This is a genomic window from Flagellimonas okinawensis (genome assembly GCF_029194005.1).
GTDB classification, from domain to species: Bacteria; Bacteroidota; Bacteroidia; order Flavobacteriales; family Flavobacteriaceae; genus Flagellimonas; species Flagellimonas okinawensis.
Genome location: NZ_JARFVA010000002.1, coordinates 451,445 through 471,408, shown reverse-complemented (window position 1 = coordinate 471,408; position 19,964 = coordinate 451,445). Strand labels below are relative to the sequence as shown.

The 19,964-nt window shown below is 40.3% G+C and carries 14 protein-coding genes; 2 read left to right on the top strand and 12 right to left on the bottom strand.

The window, feature by feature from the left end:
* Window positions 1–235: 235 nt before the first annotated feature.
* Window positions 236–766 carry a lipid-binding SYLF domain-containing protein gene (locus PY091_RS07940; RefSeq protein ID WP_275649174.1) on the top strand — a complete coding sequence of 177 codons (531 nt, stop codon included), beginning with the start codon at window positions 236–238 and terminating at the stop codon, window positions 764–766.
* A gap of 318 nt (window positions 767–1,084) precedes the next feature.
* Here the strand turns inward: PY091_RS07940 and PY091_RS07935 are convergent, their stop codons facing one another.
* The 8 genes from PY091_RS07935 to uvrC form a co-directional block, all read right to left on the bottom strand.
* A complete protein-coding gene (locus PY091_RS07935; RefSeq protein WP_275649173.1) occupies window positions 1,085–1,522 on the bottom strand; it encodes a hypothetical protein in 438 nt (145 codons plus the stop codon).
* A 94-nt stretch (window positions 1,523–1,616) separates the two neighbouring features.
* Window positions 1,617–4,412: a TonB-dependent receptor gene (locus tag PY091_RS07930; RefSeq protein ID WP_275649172.1), complete on the bottom strand. Its 2,796-nt coding sequence runs from the start codon at window positions 4,410–4,412 to the stop codon at window positions 1,617–1,619.
* A 171-nt stretch (window positions 4,413–4,583) separates the two neighbouring features.
* Window positions 4,584–6,221 carry a glucose-6-phosphate isomerase gene (pgi, locus tag PY091_RS07925; protein ID WP_275649171.1) on the bottom strand — a complete coding sequence of 546 codons (1,638 nt, stop codon included), beginning with the start codon at window positions 6,219–6,221 and terminating at the stop codon, window positions 4,584–4,586.
* The gene (locus tag PY091_RS07920) at window positions 6,221–7,498 is read right to left on the bottom strand and encodes a peptidoglycan DD-metalloendopeptidase family protein (protein WP_275649170.1); all 1,278 of its coding nucleotides are present in this window, start codon (window positions 7,496–7,498) and stop codon (window positions 6,221–6,223) included. The genes pgi and PY091_RS07920 overlap by 1 nt, the downstream gene beginning before the upstream one ends.
* 7 nt (window positions 7,499–7,505) lie before the next feature.
* Window positions 7,506–8,480: a tryptophan 2,3-dioxygenase family protein gene (locus PY091_RS07915; protein WP_275649169.1), complete on the bottom strand. Its 975-nt coding sequence runs from the start codon at window positions 8,478–8,480 to the stop codon at window positions 7,506–7,508.
* 10 nt (window positions 8,481–8,490) lie between these two features.
* Complete coding sequence (locus PY091_RS07910; RefSeq protein WP_275649168.1) at window positions 8,491–9,273, bottom strand: DUF3108 domain-containing protein; 783 nt, start codon at window positions 9,271–9,273, stop codon at window positions 8,491–8,493.
* Window positions 9,274–9,608: 335 nt separating this feature from the next.
* Window positions 9,609–11,876 carry a patatin-like phospholipase family protein gene (locus PY091_RS07905; RefSeq protein ID WP_275649167.1) on the bottom strand — a complete coding sequence of 756 codons (2,268 nt, stop codon included), beginning with the start codon at window positions 11,874–11,876 and terminating at the stop codon, window positions 9,609–9,611.
* A gap of 3 nt (window positions 11,877–11,879) precedes the next feature.
* On the bottom strand, window positions 11,880–13,673 hold the full coding sequence (uvrC, locus tag PY091_RS07900) for an excinuclease ABC subunit UvrC (RefSeq protein WP_275649166.1): 1,794 nt from the start codon (window positions 13,671–13,673) through the stop codon (window positions 11,880–11,882).
* Window positions 13,674–14,153: 480 nt separating this feature from the next.
* Between uvrC and PY091_RS07895 the strand changes: the two genes are divergently transcribed.
* Window positions 14,154–14,717, top strand: coding sequence for a 5-formyltetrahydrofolate cyclo-ligase (locus PY091_RS07895; protein WP_275649165.1), 564 nt, complete (start codon window positions 14,154–14,156; stop codon window positions 14,715–14,717).
* Here the strand turns inward: PY091_RS07895 and PY091_RS07890 are convergent.
* The 4 genes from PY091_RS07890 to ileS form a co-directional block, all read right to left on the bottom strand.
* A complete protein-coding gene (locus PY091_RS07890) occupies window positions 14,705–15,343 on the bottom strand; it encodes a lipoprotein signal peptidase (RefSeq protein ID WP_275649164.1) in 639 nt (212 codons plus the stop codon). The genes PY091_RS07895 and PY091_RS07890 overlap by 13 nt on opposite strands.
* 33 nt (window positions 15,344–15,376) lie before the next feature.
* Window positions 15,377–15,964 carry a DUF4097 family beta strand repeat-containing protein gene (locus tag PY091_RS07885; RefSeq protein ID WP_275649163.1) on the bottom strand — a complete coding sequence of 196 codons (588 nt, stop codon included), beginning with the start codon at window positions 15,962–15,964 and terminating at the stop codon, window positions 15,377–15,379.
* Window positions 15,965–16,026: 62 nt separating this feature from the next.
* Window positions 16,027–16,410, bottom strand: a complete 384-nt coding sequence (locus PY091_RS07880) for a TraR/DksA family transcriptional regulator (protein WP_275649162.1) — start codon at window positions 16,408–16,410, stop codon at window positions 16,027–16,029.
* 4 nt (window positions 16,411–16,414) lie between these two features.
* Complete coding sequence (ileS, locus tag PY091_RS07875) at window positions 16,415–19,816, bottom strand: isoleucine--tRNA ligase (protein WP_275649161.1); 3,402 nt, start codon at window positions 19,814–19,816, stop codon at window positions 16,415–16,417.
* Window positions 19,817–19,964: the final 148 nt, after the last annotated feature.

Sequence of the window (19,964 nt, the reverse complement as noted above, 5' to 3'; positions counted from 1 at the left end):
GATATTATAGTTGTTTTAAATAGATTTTCAGATTACTAAAGTTACGAAAATGAGCCTCTCCATCATAGAGGTTTGATATTAAAATACTATTAAAACATAGTTGTTCTCTATTGAAAATTGATTCGATATAGAGAAATCTTAACTCATATGCTTTTCTTAACAATTATTGGGAAAGCCTATCCCAATATCAGCGACTACGTTTTCTAACTTTGAGTGAACACAAAAAATAATTAGTATGAAAACGATAAAATCCTTCCTAGTGATTACAGTATTATTACTGGGAACAAGTGCTTTTGCACAGAGTAAAAAAGATAAGAAAATTATGGCTGATGCCCAAAAGGCAAAGACCACTTTATTAGAGACAAGTCCTGGCTTGGAGCGCTTCTTTGACGAATCTGCAGGGTATGTTATTTTTCCAAATGTGGGCAAAGGTGGTTTTATTATCGGCGGTGCATCGGGGAACGGTGTTGTTTATGAAAACGGTAATGCTGTGGGTTTGGCCGACCTTAAAAAATTGAATATTGGATTGCAGGCCGGTGGACAGGCCATTATTGAAGTTATTTTCTTTGAAACGGATGTGGATTTACAGCGATTTAAAACCGAAAAGTTCCAGTTTGCAGCTGAAACCTCTGCTGTCGCTTTAAAATCGGGTATAGCTTTTAACGCCAAATACAAAGATGGCGTTGCGGTTTTTGCCTTACCTAAAGCTGGCCTTATGGCTGATGCCTCGGTAGGTGGACAACGATTTAGTTATAAAGCATTTTAAAAATTTAATCCCATACCCCTGGGGTAAAATCCTCGGGGGCGTTTTAGGGTGAATTTGTTGAACCCACTTCATCAGAATCGGTAAAAATGATCGACTCACTAAAAGTATAGGTTGGTTTTCCCTTTACGTTAGCCGAAATGCGAATGGCATACCACCACCTTCAAATTAGTTAATGGTTCATTATCAATTTATTAGAGGTAGGTCCAAGGATTTCAAGTCATCTGTCACATCGAATATCATGCAGACGTTCTATCCACCTTTCGACTGCGCTCAAAATGACAAAACGGTATCTGTGTTGTCAAATGAAAAGGTGATTTGTTATACGAACCATTGTGTCCATGGTATACGGCTTAAAATCAACAAAAGACCTAGTCCATAAAAAATGGAGATGGTCTTGAACTTGCGTTCGCTTTCCATCAATTTTTTATGACGTGACCACCCAATCGTAATCAAAACCAAGGCAATAATGTTGATGAATGGATGCTCTACAGCCAAAAGTCTTGCCGGGGCATTTAATCCACCCATACCCAAGGTTTGAATGGCCTTGAATCCATTACCTGATACAAAGTATAGAATTAGTCCCACCAAGAGCTGTATGTGGCTCAAAATAAGGGCAAATAAGCTTATACGAAGGTCTTTGTGGAGTGTAAAGTCCTTTTTGCCCATCCAACCCGCTATGGCATTGACAACGGCAATTACTAAAACGGCCAAAACCACGTAGGCCAAATAAGAGTGTAGGTTCTTGATGATTTCCATTAGGTATAGTTTAAGGTTTAAAAATACGGAATTTTAAACATAAAAAAAGCCCCTCGCCAAAGCGAAGGGCTTTTAATATTATTAAAAAGGTGGATTAGAATCTGTAACGTAGTCCAACGTTCCAAGTTCTACCGAAGCCCCAGAATACGTTGTTTCTTACGTTAACACCGTTCCAAGTTTCGTCTCCAGCTTGTGCTTCTCTGTTGGAAGTAGATTCAGAAATATAAACTTCATTGAAAACGTTGTTCACGTTCAATCTCAAGTTTAGGTACTTCAATTTTTGTTTCCCAACGTTTACGCGGTAAGAAACTCCAGCATCGAACAAGTCATACGCAGGCAATTTCAATTGGAAATCACCACCATCAGGCTGTCCATCGCTGTTCTCATCTTGGAAAGAAGGAACATCGAATTGAGCATAAAGGTCAGCAGCATGGTACCAGCTAGCATCGAAGAACAAGTTTTCCACTGGCTCAACTGTAGCTCCCAATCTCCATGTAGTTTGTGCGGCATCATCCACTTTTACGCCATCCAAGATAATTCTTGACTGACCTACTAGGTTCTGACCATCATCAAATACGTCCGCTGTTGGGTTTCCATTGTATGTCCAATCACCTACAGACAACATACCGTTGAAGGTCAAGAATGATGTAGGACGAGCTGTAAAGTCAACTTCCACACCCATGTGTACTTGCTCAATTCCATCGTAATTGGCAGTTCCTTGGAACAATAGGTTTCCTTGAGGATCGGTAATGTTTACACCTTCTGAAAGGAATCTATCTGACCATGAAGTTCTGTACAAGTTAACATTGGCGCTAAACGCTTGACTTCTAAACCCATATCCAACTTCCAAACCAAGAATTTTCTCATTTTGGTAGTTATCGTTGATATCGTTTACAAAGTTCAAGAAGATAGCATCGAAAATAGGCTGCTTTAAATAGTATCCAGCATTGGCGAACACATTGTGCTTCTCATCAATATTGTAGTTAATACCACCTTTAATGTTTCCACCAACGATGTTCACCCAATCAGTTTCTTGCTCTGGATCTGAATCCAAATAATTGAAGTAGTCGATTCTTTTGAATCCTTGGTTAGAGATACCTCCTTGCAAGAATGCAGAAACTTTCTCTGTTTTGTACTCAACTTGTCCAAAAGCACCCAACCATTGTACTTTACCATCATTGTAGTAATCAATTTTGGTTTCATCATCAACATTTTTGAATACATTCCAAATGTTTCCGATAGTTGGCGCATAAGTGTTTGTTGTAAAGTTGTAGGTGTTGTTGATATTATCATTTCCTACGTAAGCATCAGCTCCTAAAAGATCAACCAATCTTCTGTAGTGGATACCTTTATAAGATCTAGCATCAATACCCAGGTCAAACGACCAGTTTTCATTTACATCGTTATGGAAGTTGATAATGGTACCGTACCAGTTGTGAGAGTTCATGGAAGAACGCTGAGAAATACCATTTTCTGGTCCATCAACGTGATCTCTGTCATTCTCAAATCCATAAGAACTGTTATTACCATTTATGAAAAGTCCTTGGTAAGCTGGATCTCCTCCACCTGTATAACCTTCTCTTGGCACACCAAATGCTGGTACATCAGCACCTCTGTTCCATGCAACGATGTCATCAAAACGGATGTGACCGTTTGCATCTTTAAATTGGCTGGAAAAAGATCTGGAATCATTGATTTGACCGATAGATCCAATAGAACCACCACGACCAAGTGAAGCGTACACTACAGAAGACAAGGTAGATTTATCAGAGATTTTCCAATCCCAGTTAACCATTGCCTTAGGCTTGTGGTAAAAGTTTCCAGAGAATGTATCTTCTTTTCCATTTCTATAACCGTAGTCAGAGTTGTAACGAATGTTAGGGTCTATGCCGTTGTTTCCGTATCTGATGTAGTTAGAGATAGATTCAGCATATCCTCTTTGGAAGTGTTGCTGAGGAGCACCAGTTACCATAAACTGGAAATCATGCTTATCGTTAGGTCTGTACCCAATAGCTACAAAGTAGTTGTATGCTTCGAACGGAGTTCCTTGAACATAACCATCACCAGCAGTACGGCCAAACATTGCACTTACAGAAAGTCCATTTTCCATAAGACCTGTGTTGTAGCCCATTGTTGTTTTCAAGTAATCGTTGTTACCTACCGAGGCAGCAACAGTACCACCCTCTTGAAGATCGGCAGCCTTAGTGATTACGTTAATGGTACCACCTACAGAAGAGATGGCCAACTTGGAAGAACCAAGACCTCTTTGTACCTGCATTGCTGAAGTTACATCGGAAAGTCCTGCCCAGTTACTCCAGTATACCCATCCGTTTTCCATATCGTTTACAGGTACACCGTTTATCATTACCGCAGTGTTCCTTTGATCAAAACCACGAACGTTGATTCTGGCATCACCAAAACCACCACCTTGTTTTGTTACATAGATAGAAGGAGTAGACCTCAATATTTCAGGAAATTCCTGAGAACCGAGTTTTTCTACAATTTCGGATGCCTTTATAGTGGACACGGCAACAGGAGTCTCCCTGTCTTTTGCGATATCCATTACTCCTGTTACAACAACTTCTCCAAGTTGCTCGGCATCTGGCATAAGTACAATTGTACCCATGTTTCCTGTGGAGGAGAAAGCGACTTCTTGTCTTAGAAATCCAATGTAAGTTACTACCAAAGTCCCTGAACTTTGCTCAACCTCCAAAGTAAAGTTCCCATCAAAATCGGTAGATGTTCCTGTAGTGGTTCCTTTAACCATTACAGTTGCGCCCGGTAGTGGTCCGCCCATGTCTCCATCGGTAACCGTACCAGTAAGAGTTCCTTGTGCAAACGCCATCGCGGAAACAAAAATAGCCGCAATAGCCAAGTAGATTCTTTTCATTTAATCAGTGTTTAAGTGTTTAATTAGCCCTGCAAAAGTGATTCATTTTTGACACTCTGCGATTAAGCCAAAGTTAAAATCAAGCAAATATAGTTAACACTAAATTAACAAAACAAGTTATCTGAGAAACAATTGTTTAGAGTTTTTATCGCGAATTGAGCAGATGATAATTTACTCCTTAAAAAAATGTAAAAGGTTCAATGTGGAACTGTCGTGTTTGCCAATTTCTGAATTCTCGATATCGGACAAAATATTTTTCGCTAATTGCTTGCCTAGCTCAACACCCCATTGATCATAGCTGAAAATGTTCCAAACAACGCCTTGCACAAAGATTTTATGCTCATATAGCGCAATTAGGGCTCCTAAGCTTTTGGGAGTCAATTTTTCTATTAATATGGTATTGGTAGGTTTGTTCCCTTCGAAAATCTTAAAAGGAAGTAGTTTTTCCAGCTCTTCTGCAGCCAATCCTTGGGATTCCAGTTCAGTTCTAACCTCTTCTGCAGTTTTACCATTCATCAATGCTTCGGTCTGAGCAAAATAATTGGCCATTAATTTATTGTGATGGTCGACCTCACCGTGCAATGACTTTTTATATCCGATAAAATCGGTCGGTATCAACTTTGTTCCTTGATGGATCAATTGAAAAAACGCGTGTTGGGAATTCGTACCTGGTTCACCCCAGATAATAGTGCCGGTTTCATGACCAACCCTGTTACCGGCTCTGTCCATGCTTTTTCCATTACTCTCCATAATGCCTTGTTGCAAGTATGCCGAAAAACGGTGGAGGTATTGTGTGTACGGAATTATAGCTTCGGTCTCTGCATTATAAAAATTATTGTACCAAACACTGATGAGTCCCAATAACACCGGTATGTTCTCTTCAAACGGGGTTTGCCTGAAATGGGTATCCATTTCATTGGCTCCGTTTAAAAGTGCCTCGAAATTCTCGTAACCGACGGACAATGCTATGGATAAACCAACAGCACTCCAAAGGGAGAACCTTCCGCCGACCCAATCCCACATAGGAAAAACATTTTCATCTGCTATACCGAATTCAGCAATCTTTTCCAAGTTGGTGGAAACAGCTACAAAATGGTCGGCCACATCTTTTTCGGATGCGGTTTGAAGAAACCATTTTTTAATGGTCAGGGCATTCGACAAAGTTTCCTGAGTGGTGAACGATTTGGAAACTATAACAAAAAGGGTGGTTTCAGGATTCAAATCTTTGATTACCTCACGCACATGATCACCATCTACGTTGCTTACAAAATGGGTTTTCAGTTCATTTTGATAAAATTTCAAGGCCTCGGTCACCATTACCGGGCCCAAATCCGACCCGCCGATTCCGATGTTTACGATATCGGTAAACGCTTTGCCTGTATATCCTTTTCTTTCTCCAGAAATAACAGCTTCCGAAAAGGTTTTGATTTTTTCCTTTACCTCAAATACCTCATCAACGATATTGACTCCGTCCACCAAAACCTTGTCATCTTTTTTAGCTCTCAAAGCAGTGTGCAATACAGCCCTGCCTTCAGTTTGATTGATGAGCTCGCCTTCAAAGTAACTTTTAATGGCATCCTTGAGCCCAACTTCTTCTGCAAGTTCCAACAACAAGTTTAAGGTGTCCCCGGTAATCCTGTTTTTTGAAAAGTCCACCAAAAAATCGTTCCATTTAATGGAAAGGGTTTTTCCTCGATTAACATCTGTATCAAAGAGCTCTCTTAAATGGGTGTCCTTTGTAGCTAGGTAATGTTGCTGAAGTTTTTTCCAAACTTCAGTAGTTGTAGGGTTGATTGTGGGTAATGCCATTACTGGTTATAAGTTATAAGAGTTTCTTCGAGTTGTGGGGTCGGATCAGCAAGTTCGATACAATCCAATTGATCGCGCAACGGTTGAATGTATGCCAAATAATCTGTACGCAAGGAATCTGCTATGGGTTCAGCGGCAGGAAGTTCTTCCTTAAACGGGTCCACCTGTCTACCATTCTTCCAGAAGCGGTAACAAACGTGTGGCCCTCCTGTATTTCCTGTCATCCCGATCCAACCTATTACATCTCCCTGACGCACAAAATCACCTCGCCTCACGTTTTGCGCTTTCATATGAAGGTATTGTGTGCTGTATGTTCCGTTGTGTTTGATCTTCACGTATTTCCCATTGCCTCCTCTGCGGGTGGATTCGGTCACCGTGCCATCTGCCGTGGCAACAATAGGTGTTCCTATGGGTGCGGCAAAATCAGTTCCTTTATGTGGTCTTACTTTATAACCGTAATAGGCTATCCTTCTTTTTAGATTGTAACGGGAAGACAACCGATATTTGAATTTAACAGGCGCCCTTAAAAAAGTACTCCTAAGATTATTGGCCTCTTGATCAAAATACTCCAAAATGTTATTGGTCGCGTCCGAAATGTACGGGAAAGCGTAAATGGTTTTTCCCTTATGTTCAAAGTAGGCTGCCTTTACCGCACCTATACCTGCATAAATGCTATCGTTGATGTAACGTTCCTCAAAAACGACCTTGAACTTATCTCCTTTGTCCAATCGGCCAAAATCGATGGTCCATGCATAAATATCCGAAAGGGCAAAAGTTAGGTTGTAATCCACTCCCAAGGTATCAATGGACATTGACAAGCTATGATCGATCACCCCGCCTATCTCACGTTCTACCAATTTCACCTTTTTCTTGCTCTTGTAAGCTTTGGTTGAATCGCGAAGATCAACTACCGTATAATTGATTTTGTCATTCTGGTAGATAAAAACCTCTGCAACTTCAGAAGTATCTTTGGATTTTAAAATGACATAGGGTTTGCCCACCTGAATTTTTCGAACATCAAAAGTGTCCCTGAATTTTTCTGAAATGGCTGCAATTTTTGGATAATCCACTTTGTTCTTGAGCATTAGCTCTCCAAAACTGTCTCCACGACGAACGGTATCGTGTACCACATTATAATTTTCAAGATTAAAACCATAGTGTAATACCGGCGGTTTTACGATAGTCTCTACCGTTGCCACTTCATCTAATGGTTCTTTAGTCTCCTTGCACGACACCAATACGATCAGTGTCAAAATTGCCCCAATAATTTTCTGCATCGTTCTTCTATTCCTTGTGTTCTTTACTTTTGGGATTAAAAACATGGTCTACCCATTGTTTGCCCCATGTATCCAACTCCTCTTTGGTATGCAAAGTTGGGAAAAAAATTATTTTCTGGAAACTGGGCGGTAAATACTCTTTCCAATTGGTGCCCCCAGTTGCCGCAACATCCTTGCCTTCCTTTGCCAAATATCTGTGTGCCGACCCCATATGCATCAAGGGCCAATTTACATTCGCGTTCAAATCTAACTCTTTTAACGCCGAAATCAACTCTTCATTGCATCGAGATGCGTCTGGTAATTGTAAATATTTATGATATACCGTACTGTCTTTCACCTGATTGGCTATTCGAAGTAACCTTGGCGTATACCTAACTTCGAACTGTTTTAAAGTCAATGTTTTTTCCCCGGTTGCCACATCTGTGGCCCCTTTTTTCCAATAAACTTCTTCGAACAGTTCTTCTATGCTGTTTTTTGATGAGAATGAATCCCGTACCGATGGATGCACCATATTTTCCAGTGGAGCGGCATAAAATTCGATCATACGATACTGGACAGATTGAAATCCACTTGCAGGAAGGAGTGCCATTCGATAACGCAGAAACTGCTCCCGCTCCATTCCTTTGATCATAATGCTAAAGGAAGATATAAGCGCCTTGAAATAACTGTTGATTCTCCTTACCTTTTCTATAAAGAAGGTTACATCCTGAGACTTGTCCTCAACAATTTGTTTTTGCTCATGGAGGATAAGCTTAAAGTACAGCTCGGTTATCTGATGGTACATGATAAATATTTCCTCGTCCGGAAAATGTGTACGTGGCACTTGAAGACTGAGCAGTGTATCCAAGTGAATATAATCCCAATAAGTAAGATATCTTTCGTAAAGTAGCCCGTCCAAATAAGAGCTAAGGTCTTGGCCGGAGTTTTTGTATTTTTCCTCTAGCTTATTGATTTGGGAAGCGATTTTTGCATCCTTATCCATTAATGCCAATCTAATTCATTATTATTTTAAACTGGTTTTTGAGTCCGTTGTAACCATCTAGATCCGCTTTTAACGACCCTACGGCCAAATCTGCCTTGACCCTAATAGGAATTTTATTCCAATCGTTTGAAACCCAAAGCGTAAGACTTTCCTTTTCCTTGAAAACTCGTCCGGACTGTACCAAGGGTCTAAATTTAAGACATTCCACCTTTCCAAACTTGGTCCTGATGATTTCTTTTCCTAAATATTTTAATTGGAACTTAAATACACCATCGTCATCAAATAACATATCCAGGTCAATGGAGTCACCAATTTTAAACTCGTCCAGGTTATAATTACTCCTTAAATAGTAGGATGCAGAGATTAAATCCTGAATTTCGTCATGGATGGCAATATCTTGTTTGGTGCCATTCTTGTTATCTATGAGAAGAGCTTTGTCCTCTTTATAATCAAATTCGATTTCAATATCCTTGGTGTATCCCCCTTCATCTATTTTTCTTACAAACTTATAGGGCCTTCCATGTTCCTTCCCGAAGTAACTTTCGTAGGTGTCGTCCACTTTAAAGAATATGCTGGCAAAACCTGTTGTCTTACCTCTACCGACCACATGGTATACGGGCGTATTTCCCAAAGTTTCGGATGTTAAGTGCAAGGTTGCGTAACTAGCATTGAGAAATCCATAATGTATCCTGAATTTTAGCCATTCCCCTGGTTTAAATGCAGGACGTGAACTTTGGCCCATCACCGGTATTGCCATAAATAGCAATAGTAAAGCGGTTATTATCTTTTTCATATGCAATTAATTGTTATAAAAATAGTAAAATCACTTTAGGGGTCATGCTGTTCACATATACTTAAACAAAACTTATTCCAAAATAGTATAACAAAAAAAAGCCCAGTCTCGAGACTGGGCTTTTCCTAAATAACCAACCAAACTTTAAATTATGAAAAACCAATACTTAAAGTTATAAGGGAACCACCCCTTATGTGGGTCAAAGATACGGTAAGGTTTTGTGGGAAAATGCCTTTTTAACGGACTTTAACTAAACACCTATGATATTGATTGGTTTTACCTGTTTTTTTGACAAATAATTAAGAGAATCGGCCTTTACCACATGATGATTTACATTAGAACCAATACCCAAGACTTACAAAAAAGTTGCCGTCATTTATCTCAGGGGACCATGAATAATATAACTGAATCGGACCCAAAAAGGATTCAAATCCGTAACCCACGCCATACCCTGAAAAAGTGGGCTCCTGGAACCAATCTCCAGTTCTAAAAAGGTCGTCCGCAATATTGGCAAAGTTAGCGGAAAACAGGGCATGGTGTTTTGGCGCAAAACGATAATCCAAACGTCCCGAGCCCTTAACAAAACTATTGCCTGGCAAACTAAAAAAATCGTACCCGAAGAAAGGCACAAAGTTGTTGATAAAGTCGTTTCCGAAACCACCGAGAACAAAGTCGAACGAGGTCACTTGAGAAGTACCCAATTTAACTCCGCCTTCCGATTCCAATTGCAAGCTCAAATTTGGCAATAACGAAATGGTTCCACCCAACTTTGCCTTACCTATGGCAAACTGGCTAAAGTTCTCGTTAAAATCCGAGGACAATACGTAAAAATGGAAATCCCCATCAAAGAACAGTCCTTTTGTTGGAAAGTACTTGTCATCATAAGTGTCAAGTCGTATCTGTGAGTAAGCACTAAAATAGTTTGAATTCTCAAAGGTGGTCCTTTGGTTGGACGTTGACAAGTTGATCTCATTGTTTTCGTCCAACCTATTTAATGTACGGGTGCTATAGTTTAAGAATTTATGCTCAGCTCCAATAGTAAATGCAAATTCTTCCTGAAGGACCGTTTGTAGATAAATCTGATTGGTGAGGTCGGTTACATCTATATTGATTCTTTGGATATTGGGATCGCTGGGCACGTTAAAATTGCCCTGAATCAAAGAGAAGTCCGTGTCTGCATCAAAATTTGTCAATTTTGAATTTATTCCAAAACTCCAATAATACCCTTTGTCCAAATAGTACTGCATATTGTAACGGATATGATCTCCCAATATAAAATCGAAGGAAGCTACATCATCCTTCATCAAAAAATTCTTTTTTGTGAGGTTGATCATGGCAGCACTTTTATATAGATCATCATAATGTGCCGACATTTTAATGAACATTTTAGTGGGATTTTCCTTGAGCTTGAGGACAAGATCGGTTCCAAGCCCATTGGAGACCAAATCATAGCGAATGGCCTTAAAATTTCCTGTTGCAGATAGATTGCTCATTCCCTGCCTTAGGTCATCAAAGGAAATTTTCTCAGCCAGATTGAACCTTAATTTTCCTTTTATGTAGCCTCTGGTGTATTGGTCGTTACCTTCAATTATCATTCTATTGATGGTCAAACTATCCACCGCTTTAATTATTTTTCTTGGCTTTGGATGGTTCTTCTGCACAAGGGCAAGTTCCTTCAACTGGTCGATATTGTTTTGGGCCGCGACCTCTCCACTTTTTACAATCTGACTTCCTTTATCAAAAGCGATTACCGAGAATTCATCTATATCCGGTCTTATATAAATGTCCGTTTCCTTGGACTTTCGCTTCATATCGTTTACGGTCCGATAATTATTGATTTGCAAAAGTATCTCGGTAGCCGACGAAAGCGATTCCCGTGTTGCCAGATCATGCTGAACATCTACTCCGATAATGATATCTGCCCCCATTTCCCTTACTTGATCAATTGGGTAATTGTTCACTACACCTCCATCTATCAAAACCTGTTCATCAATCTCGGCCGGCTCAAAAAGTGATGGAAATGTACCACTGGCCACTATGGCCTCCGGCAGGTAGCCTTTATCCAATAATATGGCCTCTCCTGTCTCCACATTGGTCGCCATACACAAAAAAGGTGTGGGCAATTTTCTAAAATCTTGCACATCTTTTACATGAAAGAGCAATTGTACCAACAAATTGTAGATATTCTGCCCACCTGAAATAGCTTGTGGAAACGATATCTTAAAATTCTCAAACGGTAAGGTGAGGGCATACCGTTCAGAATCATCTTTTTCATAAAAGTTTTTGGCACTTCTGGGTACATTATCCTGAATAAGGTCCGTAAAATCGGTGGTCCTAAAAATGGAATCCAATTGTTGCGCAGAATATCCCGAGGCATAAAGTGCTCCTACGATCGCCCCCATACTGGTACCGCCTATATAATCGACCTTGATTCCCGCCTCCTCTATCACTTTTAAAGCCCCAATATGGGCCAACCCTTTTGCACCGCCGCCACTCAGCACCAAACCGACTTTTGGGGGCTTGTTTAAGGACTCTTCCTGAGCCGTAACAGTCAACCCAAGTAAAGCAATTAATAGTAATATGATCGATGATGTTTTTGGCATTGCTTACTTATGAAAGGTTTTATAAATCTTCTTGGCCTTTGAAATTCCAACGGAGGCCGTTAAATTTTCCAAGGATGCTTCTTTGACTCGCTTTACCGATTTAAAGCTTTTCAATAACTGTTCGGCGGTTTTCTCACCGATACCTTCTATGTTAACCAGTTCGGAACCGATTGCACCCTTGCTTCTTTTGTTCCTGTGGTGGGTAATTCCAAAACGGTGTGCCTCGTTCCTTAGTTGTTGGATTATTTTCAAGGTTTCCGATCTTTTGTCAAGATACAATGGCACTGGATCTTCTGGAAAGTAAATTTCCTCCAAACGTTTTGCTATACCAATAATGGCAATTTTTCCTCGCAATCCCAAAACCTCCAAGCTCTTTAATGCCGAAGATAATTGTCCCTTGCCCCCATCAATTACAATAAGTTGTGGCAAAGGTTCCTCTTCATTGAGCAATCTCTTGTACCTTCTGAACACAACCTCCTCCATGCTGGCAAAATCATCCGGTCCCTCCACAGTTTTTATATTAAAATGGCGATAGTCCTTTTTAGAAGGCTTTCCGTCCTTAAATACCACACAGGCAGCCACCGGGTCGCTTCCTTGGATATTGGAGTTATCAAAACACTCAATATGCCTGGGCTCTTGGGAGAGCCGCAGATCGGTTTTCATTTGCGCCATTATCCTTTTTGTATGGCGGTCAGGGTCGGTGATCTTAATTTGCTTTAACCTATCCTGTCTATAAAACCTGGCATTTCTTTCGGAGAGATCCAAAATCCTGCGTTTATCCCCCAATTTGGGCAACGTCACTTTTAAATTATCATCCACCGTTACAGGAAAAGGCAAATACACTTCCCTTGATCTGGAATCAAATCTTTGACGTATCTCCGTAATCCCCAATTGTAACAATTCTTCATCCGACTCTTCCAGTTTCTTCTTTATTTCCAATGTATGTGATCTGATAATCGCTCCATGTGAAATCTGTAAAAAGTTAACATAGCCATGTGTCTCGTCAGAAACAATGGAAAATACATCCACATTATTGATCTTAGGGTTGACCACAGTGGATTTGGCTTGATAGTTTTCCAACACATCAATTTTATCTTTGATCTTTTGTGCCTTTTCAAATTCCATGGCTTCCGCAAAATCATTCATTTGACGCTTAAAGGCTTGGATCGAGTCTTTTAAATTCCCCTTTATGATCTGTCTGATGTCCTCTATCTGTCCGTGATATTCCTTCTCGGTCTGAAACCCTTCACAAGGCCCCAAACAATTGCCCAAATGATAATCCAAACAGACCTTATACTTCCCTGCCTCGATTTTTTCTTCCGACAAATCGTAATTGCATATCCTTAACGGGTAAAGACTTTTTATCAGCTCCAATAAGGTCCTCACAGTTTTCATGCTGGTATATGGACCAAAGTATTCTGAACCATCTTTAATCAATTTTCTAGTGGAAAATACCCTGGGAAACCTTTCATTTTTAATACAGATCCATGGATAGGATTTGTCGTCCTTGAGCAAGACGTTATATCTGGGCAGTAATTTTTTGATCAGATTGTTTTCCAACAGAAGTGCGTCCGACTCGGTCGGAACAACGATATGTTTGATGGAATGGATCTTCTTGACCAGCACCCGGGTTTTTCCGTACTCCTGCTTTTTATTGAAATAAGACGAAACCCTTTTCTTGAGGTTCTTGGCCTTTCCCACATACAGAATTTTACCGTCGGCATCATAAAATTGATATACGCCCGGGTTATTGGGAAGTGAACTCAATTGAACTTTTAGGGATACCGATTCGGACATAGGGACTTTGAAAAATGAACTTTTCGACTTTACAACAAATTTAGGCTTTAATTGCGTTGTTGGCTGTTAAACTTGACCAATTCCTGTTCCGCCTTGATATTTCCCCAATTTCAACTCACCTAGCCTCAAAAGAAACAGACAGTCAGAATTTTACATGAATTTTATCATAAACATAAAACTATGGTTTACCTGCAATTAAACTGCGGAAAACCTCCAATTTCATAGTCGAGATTTAGTCTAAATTGTTAAACAGTTGCTAAAAATTGTGCATTTCATCGATAAAAAGCGCATTTCATGGTATGTTTTTCAATTGTTTTACTTACATTTAACCATATAAAAACAATCCTGATGGAAAACTATGTGATCGTTTTGGGAATGTATTTGATTTTGATGCTTTTCTTCAAAATCTTTTTCTCCGTTGCAACTAAAGGAGAGTAGTATTCCATTGCCCCAAAACAACCCCAAAATCTTCAACATTTAATGTTGAAACGTGAACTAAGAAAAAAATATAAAAATCTGAGAGCGGAAATTTCTCCTACAAATGCCTCGGATTTAAGTTTGGTTTTAGCCAATAGTTTACTCCAAATCCCGATATGGGATTTTTTTTATTACCACACCTTTTTAAGTATCGAAGAAAAAAACGAAGTGGATACCCTTCCACTGATCACTTTGTTGCAAGGCAAGGATAAGAACGTTGTGGTTCCCAAAGTAATCGACGACCATTTAATGGAAAACTATTTGCTTACCGATAGCACACCCTTTAAAAAAAGTCCGTGGGGAGTTCCCGAACCAGTTGATGGTCTAGAAATTCCGGAAAATAAAATAGATGTGGTCTTTGTACCTCTATTGGCCTTTGACGAAAAAGGTAACCGTGTAGGGTATGGCAAAGGGTTTTATGACGCCTTTTTACATAAGTGCAGAAAAGAGACAGTTAAAATCGGCCTATCCTTCTTTACTGCCGATCCGGAACTTATCTCCGATGTCAATGAAAATGACGTGAAACTGGATTTTTGCGTTACTCCCGAAAAAATTTATGAATTCTGATTATCGGCTTCCTCCTTTTTCGGAAAAGCCTTTTTATTGAAAACGATCAAAATTCCAACCCCTGTACTTATCGCAGTATCGGCAATGTTGAAGACAGGTTCAAAAAAGCGGAAACGCTTACCACCCAAAGACGGAACCCAGTCTGGCCATGTGGTATCCACCATTGGAAAATATAGCATGTCAACTACTTTACCATGAAAAAGGCTCCCGTATGGTTCGTTGGCAAACAATGTGGCAACTTGGCCATTGCTATGATCAAAAATAATCCCATAGAAAACGGAGTCGATAATATTACCGACAGCTCCTGCAAAAATCAAGCTAACTGCCAAGATCAATGTACGTGGAGATTGTTTTTTTATAATATCCCACAACCAATATCCAATACCAAAAACGGCAAAAATCCTGAAAATGGTCAGGATCAATTTTCCTACCGATTCGGAAATCGGCAGAATATCGCTCAATTTGGTTCCCCAAGCTGCACCCTCGTTTTCGATAAACAATATTTTGAACCAACTGGATACTTCGTGGGCCTCTCCAAGAATAAAACTTGTCTTGATATAGATCTTACTGATCTGGTCGATCAATAGGATCACAATAATGATGATTAGGGATTTCTTTAAATTCATTCCGTTACTAAAAGGATTGCAAAAATATGGATATTATTTTGTTTTGGTAAGGTAGATGTCTCCCTCTATCGTCTTCAATACAAATTGATTGTAACCTGATGGGATTATATCCTTTTGCACCTTTCCATAAGTACTTTCCGCTTCAATCTCACCGCTGTCGGCAATCAAGGTAATATCTCCGGTTTGGGTCATTACTTCCGCTGATTCAGAGACCTTTTCCAAGGTACATCGACCATCGGACAGGGTCACGTTCAATTCATCATAGATTCCAGTAGCGTACAGGTTGGTATTCGTCCCGAACACATTTACACTCTTATATTCCGGAACACTTATCTCCAGAGCTATCGAAACTACCTTATGTGCACTTAGTTTATCGTTGGGATTAATAAACAATGGCTGAAAGTCCGCACTTATCTTGGCCGTGGTCCCACTTTGCTCAATGGAAATCAATAAATCCTTGGCATACTCGCCCTCCATGCTGGCAGATACTAAAACCTCATCAGACGATGAAGTGTTCAATTTAATTTGGTAACAATATTGGGCATCTATTTGAATAGTTTCTGTTCTTGGTCCGATAAAAGCCTTTCTGACCAATTTTTGTCCGTGAACGCTCGCGAACATAAAAAACACCAACAAAATCAACGCCGCCCTCATAAAGAAAAAAACGCCCGTAGGCGTTTATTTTATTTCTGCATGTTCTTCGCCTCTATGCTCAAGGTAGCATGGGGAACAAGCTTTAAACGTTCCTTATTTATAAGCTTACCGGTCACTCTGCAAATCCCGTAGGTCTTGTTCTCGATCCTTAACAAAGCGTTTTTAAGGTCGCGGATAAACTTTTCTTGGCGAATCGCCAATTGGGTATTCGCTTCTTTACTCATGGTTTCGGAACCCTCCTCAAAAGCCTTGAACGTAGGGGAAGTATCATCGGTACCATTGTTACCGTCGTTCATATAGGAACTCTTCAATAGTTCCAGGTGCTTTTTGGCTTTCTCTATTTTTTCCTCGATTAAGGTTCTGAATTCTGCAAGGTCCGCATCGGAGTATCTTACTTTTGAATCTTCTGCCATTTTCTTAATGTTTTTGAATAAACAATTTTGTGTTCACTTCATCAAAGGCTATTGCTACACCTTCATCAAGCTTTTCTTCAAAGTTGAGCTCAGCGGTCAAGGTTTCGGTTTTAATGTAATCTTCGTTACTGGAAACCGCATTTTCCACCAAACCATCTTTCAATATTTTAATATCGATCTTATCGGTAACTTCAAATCCGGATTCTTTTCTAAGGTTCTGGATTCGATTGACCAATTCTCTCGCTATTCCCTCTTTTTTCAAGGTTTCATCGATAGTTACATCCAATGCTACCGTTAAAGGTCCTGCACTTGCAACCAACCATCCTTCAATATCTTGGGAACTTATCTCTACATCGGTTAACTGTAAATTAACGGTTTTATTTTCCAACTGTAGCAATAATTCGCCCTCTCTTTCAATTTTTTGTATGTCGTCCTGACCTAATTTGGACACTTCAGCAGCAATGGCTTTCATATCCTTACCAAATTTCGGGCCTAAAACCTTGAAGTTGGGTTTTATTTGCTTTACCAATACTCCCGAAGCATCGTCCAACATCTCGATTTCCTTCACGTTTACTTCGGATTTAACCAAATCGGAAACGGCATCGATATCGTTTTTCTGCTGATTATCCAATACTGGAATCATAATCTTTTGCAGTGGTTGACGCACCTTAATTTTTTCCTTCTGACGAATGGATAGCACCAAAGAAGAAATTTTCTGTGCCAACTGCATCTTGCGCTCCAAATCCTTGTTGACCATACTGGCATCAAAAACAGGGAATTCGGCCAAGTGAACACTTTCAAAACCTTCCTTGTTGGTGGTAGCATCCAAATCCCTGTACAATTGATCCATGAAGAACGGAGCAATCGGTGCGGACAATTTGGCCACTGTAGACAAACAGGTATAAAGTGTTTGGTATGCGGAAATCTTATCCTTTTGGTAATCGCCTTTCCAGAAACGTCTTCTGCTTAAACGTACATACCAGTTACTCAAGTTTTCCTGAACATAATCGGAAATCATTCTTGCAGCGCGGGTAGCTTCGTAATCTCCATAAGCTTCGTCCACATTTTTAATCAACGTATGAAGTTCAGATAAAATCCACTGATCGATCTCGGGTCTTTCTTTCAAAGGAATGTCGGCCTCCGAGTAATCAAACTCATCAATATTGGCATACAGTGCCATAAAGGAGTAGGTATTGTACAATGTACCGAAGAACTTTCTTTTTACCTCGATAACTCCTTCTATATCAAACTTTAGGTTATCCCAAGGATTGGCATTGGAAATCATATACCAACGTGTGGCATCGGGGCCATGTTCCGGCAATACCTCAAATGGATCTACTGCATTGCCCAATCGTTTGGACATTTTTTTGCCTTCCTTGTCCAGAACAAGTCCGTTGGAAACCACATTTTTATAGGCGATGCTATCAAACACCATGGTTCCTATGGCGTGAAGGGTATAGAACCATCCACGAGTTTGGTCCACGCCTTCAGCGATAAAGTTGGCAGGAAATGCAACGCCATCATCAATCAATTCCTTGTTCTCAAACGGATAGTGCCATTGCGCGTAGGGCATGGAACCACTATCGAACCAAACGTCGATAAGGTCTGCCTCACGTTTCATAGGCTGTCCTGATGATGAAACCAAGGTAATGCCGTCCACGATATTCTTGTGCAAGTCGATTTTGTCGTAGTTCTCCTCGCTCATATCTCCTACAACAAAATCCTCAAAAACGTCCTTGTCCAGTATTCCTGCCTCAACGGCTTTGGACATTTCTGACTTCAGTTCTTCCACAGAACCAATGATCAACTCTTCCTTACCATCTTCGGTACGCCAAATGGGCAATGGAATACCCCAATAACGTGATCGGGACAGGTTCCAATCGTTGGCGTTGGCCAACCAATTTCCGAATCGCCCCTCTCCAGTGGATTTTGGCTTCCAGTTGATGGTCTGGTTCAACTCGAACATACGATCCTTGACATCGGTTACCTTAATAAACCAAGAGTTCAAGGGATAGTACAAAATGGGTTTGTCCGTACGCCAGCAGTTAGGGTAGCTGTGCACATATTTCTCGACCTTAAAGGCCTTGTTCTCTATTTTTAGTTTGATGGCTATTTCTACATCGACCGACTTTTCGGGTGCTTCGCCCTCATCATAATATTCGTTCTTCACGTACTTACCGCCAAACTCTTTCAATTCTGGTCTAAACTTCCCTTGAAGATCTACCAACGGAACTGGGTTGTCGTTTTCGTCCAAAACCAACATGGGAGGAACCTCTGGTGTAGCTTGTTTTGCCACCAAAGCATCGTCCGCACCAAAGGTGGGTGCAGTATGTACAATCCCTGTTCCATCTTCAGTGGTAACAAAATCACCTGCAATAATTCTGAAAGCATTCTCTGGATTTTGGTAAGGCTGCACGTAGTCTATCAATTGCTCATACTGTATGCCGACCAAATCTTTACCTACAAAGGATTGACCTACCAGATAAGGTATCTTTTTATCGCCTTCTTGGAATGACTTCAATTCTTCCTCTGTCTCGACTTTGGAGAACTTTCCGGAAAAATTGTATCCAACCAGGTTTTTGGCGACCACGACATTGATGGGCTCAAACGTGTATTGGTTGTACGATTTTACAAGTACATATTCAATCTTTGGTCCTACGGTCAAAGCTGTGTTTGATGGCAGTGTCCAAGGAGTGGTCGTCCAAGCCAAAAAGTGAATATCCCCGTCCACGTTCTTTAAGAAATCTGGAAGTGATTCCGCTTTGGCCTTGAACTGTGCGGTTACCGTAGTATCGGTGACATCTTGGTACGTACCCGGCTGATTCAGCTCATGTGAACTTAATCCGGTACCAGCCTTTGGCGAATAAGGCTGTATGGTGTATCCTTTATAAATGAGTCCTTTGTTATAAATCTGCTTGAGCAACCACCAAACCGATTCCATGTACTTAGGCTTATAAGTAATATATGGGTCGTCCATATCCACCCAGTACCCAACCTTTTCGGTCATTTCGTTCCAAACATCCGTGTAGCGCATTACCGCTTTTTTACAGGCTGCGTTGTACTCCTCAACCGATATTTTTTTTCCGATATCCTCTTTGGTGATGCCCAATTCCTTCTCCACACCTATTTCCACAGGAAGTCCGTGGGTATCCCATCCGGCCTTTCTTTTTACTTGGAAACCTTTCATGGTTTTATACCTTGGGAAGATATCCTTAATGGTACGCGCCATCACGTGGTGAATCCCAGGCATTCCGTTTGCAGATGGAGGACCTTCGTAAAACACGTAGCTCTCCTTGCCTTCCCGAGTGGAAACGCTCTTTTCAAAAATCTTTTTGTCCTTCCAAAAGTCAAGAATGTCTTCAGATACTTTTGGTAAATCCAATCCCTTATACTCCGCAAACTTCATATACTGCTTCTTCTACTAGAATTCAAGTTTGCAAAATTATAAATTTCGATGGAATTATAGGCTTCATTGGGACATTAGAATTTACATAATTCCCTTAACCTAAATATGATAACCAACTTATACCCAATTTACGTTAATTTACCTATCT

Excerpts from the sequence above, each read along its gene's own strand:
- PY091_RS07940 (WP_275649174.1), top strand. The coding sequence starts at position 236 with ATGAAAACGATAAAATCCTTCCTAGTGATTACAGTATTATTACTGGGA.
- PY091_RS07935 (WP_275649173.1), bottom strand. The coding sequence starts at position 1,522 with ATGGAAATCATCAAGAACCTACACTCTTATTTGGCCTACGTGGTTTTG.
- PY091_RS07930 (WP_275649172.1), bottom strand. The coding sequence starts at position 4,412 with ATGAAAAGAATCTACTTGGCTATTGCGGCTATTTTTGTTTCCGCGATG.
- pgi (WP_275649171.1), bottom strand. The coding sequence starts at position 6,221 with ATGGCATTACCCACAATCAACCCTACAACTACTGAAGTTTGGAAAAAA.
- PY091_RS07920 (WP_275649170.1), bottom strand. The coding sequence starts at position 7,498 with ATGCAGAAAATTATTGGGGCAATTTTGACACTGATCGTATTGGTGTCG.
- PY091_RS07915 (WP_275649169.1), bottom strand. The coding sequence starts at position 8,480 with ATGGATAAGGATGCAAAAATCGCTTCCCAAATCAATAAGCTAGAGGAA.
- PY091_RS07910 (WP_275649168.1), bottom strand. The coding sequence starts at position 9,273 with ATGAAAAAGATAATAACCGCTTTACTATTGCTATTTATGGCAATACCG.
- PY091_RS07905 (WP_275649167.1), bottom strand. The coding sequence starts at position 11,876 with ATGCCAAAAACATCATCGATCATATTACTATTAATTGCTTTACTTGGG.
- uvrC (WP_275649166.1), bottom strand. The coding sequence starts at position 13,673 with ATGTCCGAATCGGTATCCCTAAAAGTTCAATTGAGTTCACTTCCCAAT.
- PY091_RS07895 (WP_275649165.1), top strand. The coding sequence starts at position 14,154 with ATGTTGAAACGTGAACTAAGAAAAAAATATAAAAATCTGAGAGCGGAA.
- PY091_RS07890 (WP_275649164.1), bottom strand. The coding sequence starts at position 15,343 with ATGAATTTAAAGAAATCCCTAATCATCATTATTGTGATCCTATTGATC.
- PY091_RS07885 (WP_275649163.1), bottom strand. The coding sequence starts at position 15,964 with ATGTTCGCGAGCGTTCACGGACAAAAATTGGTCAGAAAGGCTTTTATC.
- PY091_RS07880 (WP_275649162.1), bottom strand. The coding sequence starts at position 16,410 with ATGGCAGAAGATTCAAAAGTAAGATACTCCGATGCGGACCTTGCAGAA.
- ileS (WP_275649161.1), bottom strand. The coding sequence starts at position 19,816 with ATGAAGTTTGCGGAGTATAAGGGATTGGATTTACCAAAAGTATCTGAA.